The following is a 6971-nucleotide window of genomic DNA, read 5'->3' as shown; positions in this document are numbered from 1 at the left end:
CCGCCGCTGGCGGCCGCCCGTCTCGCCGCTGACGTTCACGGCATGGCAACTCACGGCCGGGGGACTGCTGTTGCTGCCGTTCGCCCTGATGCTCGAGCCGCCGCTTCCGCATCTGACGGGCGCCAATATTCTGGGCTTTGCCTATCTCGGCCTGATCGGCGCCGCGCTCACCTATATTCTCTGGTTTCGCGGTCTATCGCGGCTGGAGCCGTCGGTGGTCTCGCCGCTCGGGTTTCTGAGCCCGACGACTGCCGTCATCCTCGGCTGGTGGGTGCTGGGCCAGCAGCTCAGCCCGATGCAGATATTCGGCATTGTCGTCGTGCTTGGCAGCGTCTGGCTCAGCCAGCGGGCGCAACTGGCTCCATCTGTTGAAAGATCGGTGGTCACCGAGCCTTCCACACTTACGTCGAAGCGATAAGGTCTGTTCAAGCCCAACAAAAAAGGCGGCCCGGAGGCCGCCTTTTGCAGTCGATCAGTTAATACCGATCAATTCCATTCGCGGATATCGACGAAGTGGCCGGCGATTGCCGCGGCCGCTGCCATGGCGGGCGAGACCAGATGGGTGCGGCCCTTGAAGCCCTGGCGGCCTTCAAAGTTGCGGTTCGAGGTCGAGGCGCAGCGTTCGCCCGGCTTCAGGCGGTCGTCATTCATGGCCAGGCACATGGAACAGCCAGGCTCGCGCCAGTCGAAGCCGGCGGCCTTGAAGATCTTGTCGAGGCCTTCGGCTTCCGCCTGTTCCTTGACCAGGCCGGAGCCCGGAACGATCATCGCGTCGACGGTGGATGCCACTGTCTTGCCTTCGACGACCTTGGCGACGGCGCGCAGGTCTTCGATGCGGCCGTTGGTGCAGGAGCCGATGAAGACGCGGTCGATATTGATCTCGGTCATCGGCGTGCCCGGCTTCAGGCCCATATAGTCCAGCGCGCGCCACTTGGAGGTGCGCTTGTTCTCATCCTGGATCTCGTCCGGGTTCGGAACGATGCCCTGAACGGAGACGACGTCTTCGGGCGAGGAACCCCAGGAGACGATCGGCGGCAGGGCGGCGGCGTCGAGCACGACGACGCGGTCGTAATGTGCGCCTTCATCTGTCTGCAGCGTCTTCCAATAGGCGATCGCCTGCTCGAGGGCTTCGCCCGTCGGCGAGCGCGGCTTGCCCTTGATGTATTCGAAGGTGGTCTCGTCCGGGGCGATGAGGCCGGCGCGGGCGCCGCCTTCGATCGACATGTTGCAGATCGTCATGCGGCCTTCCATCGACAGCGCGCGGATGGCTTCGCCCGCATATTCGATGACGTAGCCGGTGCCGCCGGCAGTGCCGATTTCGCCGATGATGGCAAGGATGATGTCCTTGGCAGTGACGCCGGCCGGCAGCTGGCCGTCAACGCGCACCAGCATGTTCTTCGCCTTCTTCTGGATCAGCGTCTGGGTTGCCAGAACGTGTTCCACTTCAGACGTGCCGATGCCGTGCGCCAGCGAGCCGAAGGCGCCGTGGGTCGAGGTGTGGCTGTCGCCGCAGACGATGGTCATGCCAGGCAGGGTGAAACCCTGTTCCGGGCCGATGATGTGGACGATGCCCTGACGCTTGTCGCTTGCCGAATAATATTCGACGCCGAATTCGGCGGCGTTGGTGGCGAGCGCCTCAACCTGGATGCGGCTTTCCTCGTTCTTGATGCCGAGATGGCGATCAGGCGAGGTCGGAACGTTGTGGTCGACGACAGCAAGCGTCTTTTCCGGGGCGCGGACCTTGCGACCGGTCATGCGCAGGCCTTCGAATGCCTGCGGCGACGTCACTTCATGGACGAGGTGACGGTCGATGTAGAGAAGACAGGTGCCGTCGTCCTGGCTGTCGACGAGATGGTCATCCCAGATTTTATCGTAAAGGGTACGTGGAGCGCTCATGGCTACAGATCCATATTGGCATTGTCGAAATAGGGGGTGACGGATCAGGACCGCCGGCCTCGGGTGTGATCAGCGAAGTCGGCTGTTGAGCGCGCCCGAAATCATCGCAAAGAATCGTGCCGGCAGGCGCTTGTGGTCCTGCAGCACAAAAATCGTGACGAATTGTCCGTCTTTGCTCATGATCCTAGTCATGGCGTTGCTCATATCAATTTTCCGAAGTCTCGGCAATGCTGACGTTTGGCCGCAGAGGATTGTGATGACGCCTCACGTCAGCGCATATGCCGCTCCCGCATCCGCTTTTCGAACTTGCGCAGCACCAGCGACAGGCCAATCGTCAGGATCAAGTAGATATAGGCGAGGATCGAGTAGCTTTCAAAGTAGCGGAAGGAGCCGGACGAATAGATCTTGGCAAGCTGGGTGATATCGGCGACGCCGAGCACCGAGACCAGCGAGCTGTCCTTCACCATCGCGATGAAATCGTTAGAGAGCGGCGGGAAGATGACGCGAAACGCCTGCGGCGCGATGACATGGCGGAAACGCCGGTAGCGCGACAGGCCGAGCGCCTTCGCCGCCTCGATCTGGCCCGGATCGACGGCCTGGATGCCGGCGCGAAAAACCTCGGCGATGAAGGCGGCATAGGCGATCATCAAGGCCATGATCGCCCGCCACATCAGCGGCACGTCGCGCACCAGCAGAGGCTCGGTCCAGCCGGCGGAGGCGAGCGGCGATGTGGCGGTATTGTAGAGCGCGACGAAAGCCGGCGCGCCGACGAAGGCGATGTAGGACAGCAGGACCAGGATCGGGATGCTGCGAATGACTTCGACATAGAAGCGGGCGATCTGGCGCAGGATCAGGCTGTCGGAGAGGCCCAGCAGCGCAATGCCGAGGCCGAGCGCCATCGCCAGCGCGAAGGCGACGAGCGTGACGAAGATGGTGGTGCCGATGCCCTGGACGATGGTCTTGAAGACTTGGGCGTAAAGATCGCTGGTGACGATGGCGATTGCGGTGGCAATCCCGATGAGAACAAGGACGACCAGCCACCAGGGGAGGTCGTCCTTGCTATGGTGTCCGCTCGGGCCTGCTTGCAGCGCCATCAGAGCGGGCTTCCGGTTTCAGACTGCATCTGGCTTACTGGCCCATCTTGTAGTCGAGGAACCATTTCTTGTTCAGCGCCTCGAAGGTGCCGTCGGCCTTCAGGCTGGCGATGGCGGCGTTGACCGGGGCAACGAGATCGGACCCCTTCGGGAAGATGAAGCCGAAGTCCTCGGTGCCGAGCGGGCCGCCGATCAACTTCAGGCCGCCGTTGGAAGCATCGACATAGCCCTTGCCGGCGGTGCCGTCGGTCAGAACAGTGTCGACGTCGCCGGTCTTCAACGCCTGCACGGTGGCGCCGAAGGTCTCGAACAGCTTGATGCGCGGGTTTTGCTCATTGCCGTCGAGCACTTCGTAGGCGGCGGTGTAGAAGGGGGTCGTGCCTGGCTGCGCGCCGACCAGCCCGTCCTTGAAGGCGGAGAAGCTCTTGGCGTCGGTAAAGCGCTTCTCGTCGCTGCGCACCAGCATGAACTGCTGCGAGCGCATATAGGGGTCGGAGAAGTCGACCTTCTGCTTGCGGTCTTCCTTGATGGTGATACCGGTCATGCCGATGTTGTACTGGCCTTGGGAGACGGCCTGGATCATCGCGTCCCAGCTGGTGTTCTGGTACTCGACCTTGAAGTTCAGCCGCTTGGCGATCTCGTTCATCGCGTCATATTCCCAGCCGATCGCCTTGCCGGACTTGGGGTCGACGAACTGCAGCGGCGGATAGGCATTCTCGGTGACGACGACGACGGTCTTGCCGTTGAGGTTCGGCAGGTCGGCGGCGAAAGAGGCGAAAGGTGCAAGCACCAGGGCCGTGAGACCCAGAAGAAAAGAACGACGGAATGCCATGGAAATTCCCCTTATAGTGTGTTGGAAAATTGTCATATTTTTAAAGCCGATGGCAAGGCTATTGCCATGGTCGTCACGATAAAAACAGAAAAGCAGCTCCAAAGCCGTCGGCTTATGGAGAATTTTTCTTCGCGCCCAGCCGCCCTTGGTCGCCCCCAACAAAAAAAGGCGACCCGAAGGCCGCCTTGATTTCCACAATCCGAAAGGATCGAGACTTATTCTGCTGCCGGTTCAGCGGCTGCGGCTGCTTCTGCAGCAGCTGCTTCGGCTGCGGCCTTTGCTTCGGCGGCTTCAGCTGCTGCCTTTTCGGCTGCGAGAGCCTGGGCTGCAGCAACCTTTTCGGCTTCGATGCGAGCCTTTTCAGCGAGAAGCGCCTGGCGCTCGGCGTCGTTGAGCTTGCGGGCGCGTGTGCCGGTGTTTTCAACGATACGGGCAGCCTTGCCGCGCAGGTCGCGCAGGTAATAGAGCTTGGCGCGACGGACCTTACCGCGGCGAACGATTTCGACGCTTTCGATCATCGGCGAGTAAACCGGGAATACGCGCTCGACGCCTTCGCCGTAGGAGATCTTGCGGACCGTGAAGTTTTCCTGCAGACCGCCGCCGGAGCGGGCGATGCAGACGCCTTCATAGGCCTGAACGCGGGTACGGGTGCCTTCCGTGACCTTCACGTTGACGCGAAGGGTGTCGCCGGCGGAAAAGTCGGGGAGCGTGCGCTTGGCTTCGATCTTGGCAGCCTGTTCGGCTTCCAACTGCTGAATGATGTTCATGTTATCAACCTCGTTGTTGCTTCAACAGCCAGAGCGCCCTGAGTGCTCTATCCTTGGTCGGACCCTTAGGATCTCGCCTTGGATATATGCCTATAAAGGCAGGGGCGAATGCGTCTGCTTTTCTTTGGTGGTTGATGGGAAATTTCCCATGCCGGGCGCGCACATACCCTATTGCTGCGCCTTTGTCACCCCTTGGCGGGGAATTTCATGCGCGAAAGGCCGCTTTTCCGGGTTTTCGCTGTGTGAGCGCCGTCCGAGTGACTTAAATGCCAAGAGATGGCTGTCTATGTCGAATTTGGTGTCGGTGTCAAAAGACCTCAAGCGACGATCCATTCCAGCAGCGCGTTCTGCGCATGCAGGAGAAAGGCCTTGGCCGCCCTGCTCTGGCATGTCGGATGGGTCATCGCGTCCGTGGTGACTTCCTGCCCTCGGGCTACGGGCGGGCAGGGGAGGAAGATCGTGTCGGGGCGGCATTGATCGAGAATGGTGGCCGATATCCGGTAGTCCCGTAGCTCGGCTTGTGCGGTATCATCCAGCCAACAGTCCGTAATGATGACGTCGGCGTCCAGCAGTTCTCTCATGTCCGTGCTGGTGCTGAAGTTCGCGTTCGAAAGATCCCGGTCGCGGACGTGCCATTTCTCCGGATAGACCTGCGTGACCTTGATCGGCAAGGCGAGCGAAGCCTCGACCCACGATCGCAGGATATTGGCATCGGGCGCGACGCCGACGACCTTGAGGCCACCGACACGGCCTTTCCGGCTTTTGACATAGGCAAGGTCGCCCAGCGTTTCGCAAGGGTGGTTCGATTTGGTCCGGGCATTGATGACAGGCGCGTCCGCGGTCGCCGCCAGTTCGCGCAGGGCGGTCAGCAGTTTTGTGCGGACGATCAGGACATCGAACCAGTTGTCGAGATAGCCGGCGAGGTCGGCGGTTTCCTCACGCGCATTGAAGCTGATCGGCGCCTGCACACAGATGCCGCCCATCGCCTGCACGCCAAGGCTGAAAGCCGTGGTGTTCCGCCAGCCGCCGTCATCGGCGATCAGCGCGACATGCTTGCGCTCCAGGCTTTGCGGCATACGGCGATCCGCCCATGCGCCGGCCAGGACGTTGGCGCGGTCGAGAAGCGAAAGGATGATGTCCGATGGCAGATCGTGGAATTCGAGAAAGCTTTTTCCGGTTCTGCCAGGCATCTTCGCTCCGATACATGAGACATGTCCATGTCGTCATTAGCATCTGAAAATGATCGGCTCGCAAGAGTATTCAGCGCATGGGCGCTACCGTTGCCGGAAGATTATCCCTATCGTTCCGGCCAGGAGGCGTGAGATTGGAGGGCGGGTACAAGCTTCGATGACAGCTCTCGGTCCGAAGCCGCCATTCGATAGTCTACGAGGCAAATCCCGCATCGGCTTTTGGCAACCACTGGGCAATTTGCTCCGGCGTAAGATTTGCTCCGCACAGTATTGTCGCAACCCTCGTCCCCTGCATGGTCGCGGCTGTCGCCAAAACACCGGCCAGCCCCGCAGCGCCTGCCGGTTCAACCAGCCGGTTCCACCTGGAATGCGCAAACCGCATGGCATCGATTATACAGGCATCGTCGACAAGCACGATGTCATCGATCGTCGTGGCCAGCCAATCGACGGCAACCGGAACCGGATCGCGTACAGCGATCCCATCCGCGATCGTTGTCGCCTTATCTGTGGGAACGGGGCGGCCTGCCTGCCATGAAAGCTGCATGCAGGGAGCCCCTTTCGCGGCGACAGCGATGACTTTGGTGGCGGGCGATGCCGTTTTGAACCAGCAGCCGATCCCTGCCGCCAGCGCACCATTTCCGAGGGGCACAAAAACCGCATCGATATTGCCGAATGCCTCGGTGAGTTCGGCCGCGATCGTTCCGGCGCCTTCCGCGATGCTGGCGCTTGCGCCATCCTCCACGAAGGTTGCCCCTCTTTCCGAGGCATATTCCCGGGCTCTTGCTTTCGCTGCGTCGAAGTCATCCCCAAACAGAATGACCTCCGCGCCGAGCCTGCGCATAGCCTCGATCTTCAGCGGATTGGCGGAGAGGCTGGCGAATACGGTCAGCTCACGGCCCAGTTTTGCCGCGCCGTAGGCGAGCCCTTGGCCAAAATTGCCTGCCGACGCTGTGACCAGAGGTCCTTTTTCCGCGCTTGTGTGCGCCAGATAATAACCGGTGCCCCTGCCTTTGAAGCAACGGATGGGATTATCCGTTTCGTCCTTGGCTGCAAGTGTCAGGCCGAGTGTCGCGTCGGTGAGCAATGCCGAGTTCAGGAAGATCGGATCGATCCGCCTTCTGGCATCGACAATATTCGAAGAGGATAGCTGAGATTGTTTTGTCATGGGGGCAATGATAGATCTCATCGATGC

8 protein-coding genes are annotated in these 6971 nt (G+C 60.9%); 1 reads left to right on the top strand and 7 read right to left on the bottom strand.

The window, feature by feature from the left end:
• Positions 1 to 418 (top strand): DMT family transporter (locus PMI03_RS13040; protein ID WP_007693808.1); only part of this gene is annotated, 418 nt, incomplete at its 5' end.
• Between the two features lie 68 nt (positions 419 to 486).
• On the opposite strand, the gene leuC is transcribed toward PMI03_RS13040, so the two are convergent.
• The 7 genes from leuC to PMI03_RS13010 all read right to left on the bottom strand — a co-directional run bounded on the left by leuC (position 487) and on the right by PMI03_RS13010 (position 6944).
• Complete coding sequence (gene leuC / locus PMI03_RS13035) at positions 487 to 1896, bottom strand: 3-isopropylmalate dehydratase large subunit (protein WP_007693806.1); 1410 nt, start codon at positions 1894 to 1896, stop codon at positions 487 to 489.
• 69 nt (positions 1897 to 1965) lie between these two features.
• On the bottom strand, positions 1966 to 2100 hold the full coding sequence (locus PMI03_RS31670) for a hypothetical protein (protein ID WP_007693803.1): 135 nt from the start codon (positions 2098 to 2100) through the stop codon (positions 1966 to 1968).
• A 65-nt stretch (positions 2101 to 2165) separates the two neighbouring features.
• The gene (locus PMI03_RS13030) at positions 2166 to 2990 is read right to left on the bottom strand and encodes an amino acid ABC transporter permease (protein ID WP_007693801.1); all 825 of its coding nucleotides are present in this window, start codon (positions 2988 to 2990) and stop codon (positions 2166 to 2168) included.
• Between the two features lie 34 nt (positions 2991 to 3024).
• Positions 3025 to 3822: a basic amino acid ABC transporter substrate-binding protein gene (locus PMI03_RS13025; protein ID WP_007693799.1), complete on the bottom strand. Its 798-nt coding sequence runs from the start codon at positions 3820 to 3822 to the stop codon at positions 3025 to 3027.
• A 215-nt stretch (positions 3823 to 4037) separates the two neighbouring features.
• Positions 4038 to 4589 (bottom strand): 50S ribosomal protein L19, encoded by a 552-nt coding sequence (gene rplS, locus PMI03_RS13020; protein WP_007693797.1) that lies wholly within the window; start codon positions 4587 to 4589, stop codon positions 4038 to 4040.
• 317 nt (positions 4590 to 4906) lie between these two features.
• A complete protein-coding gene (locus tag PMI03_RS13015; RefSeq protein ID WP_007693796.1) occupies positions 4907 to 5779 on the bottom strand; it encodes an ornithine carbamoyltransferase in 873 nt (290 codons plus the stop codon).
• A 193-nt stretch (positions 5780 to 5972) separates the two neighbouring features.
• Positions 5973 to 6944 carry a threonine/serine dehydratase gene (locus PMI03_RS13010; RefSeq protein ID WP_007693794.1) on the bottom strand — a complete coding sequence of 324 codons (972 nt, stop codon included), beginning with the start codon at positions 6942 to 6944 and terminating at the stop codon, positions 5973 to 5975.
• Positions 6945 to 6971 lie beyond the last annotated feature (27 nt).

Source organism: Rhizobium sp. AP16 (genome assembly GCF_000281735.1).
Lineage (GTDB): Bacteria > Pseudomonadota > Alphaproteobacteria > Rhizobiales > Rhizobiaceae > Rhizobium > Rhizobium rhizogenes.
This window is presented reverse-complemented; position numbering and strand designations above follow the sequence as displayed.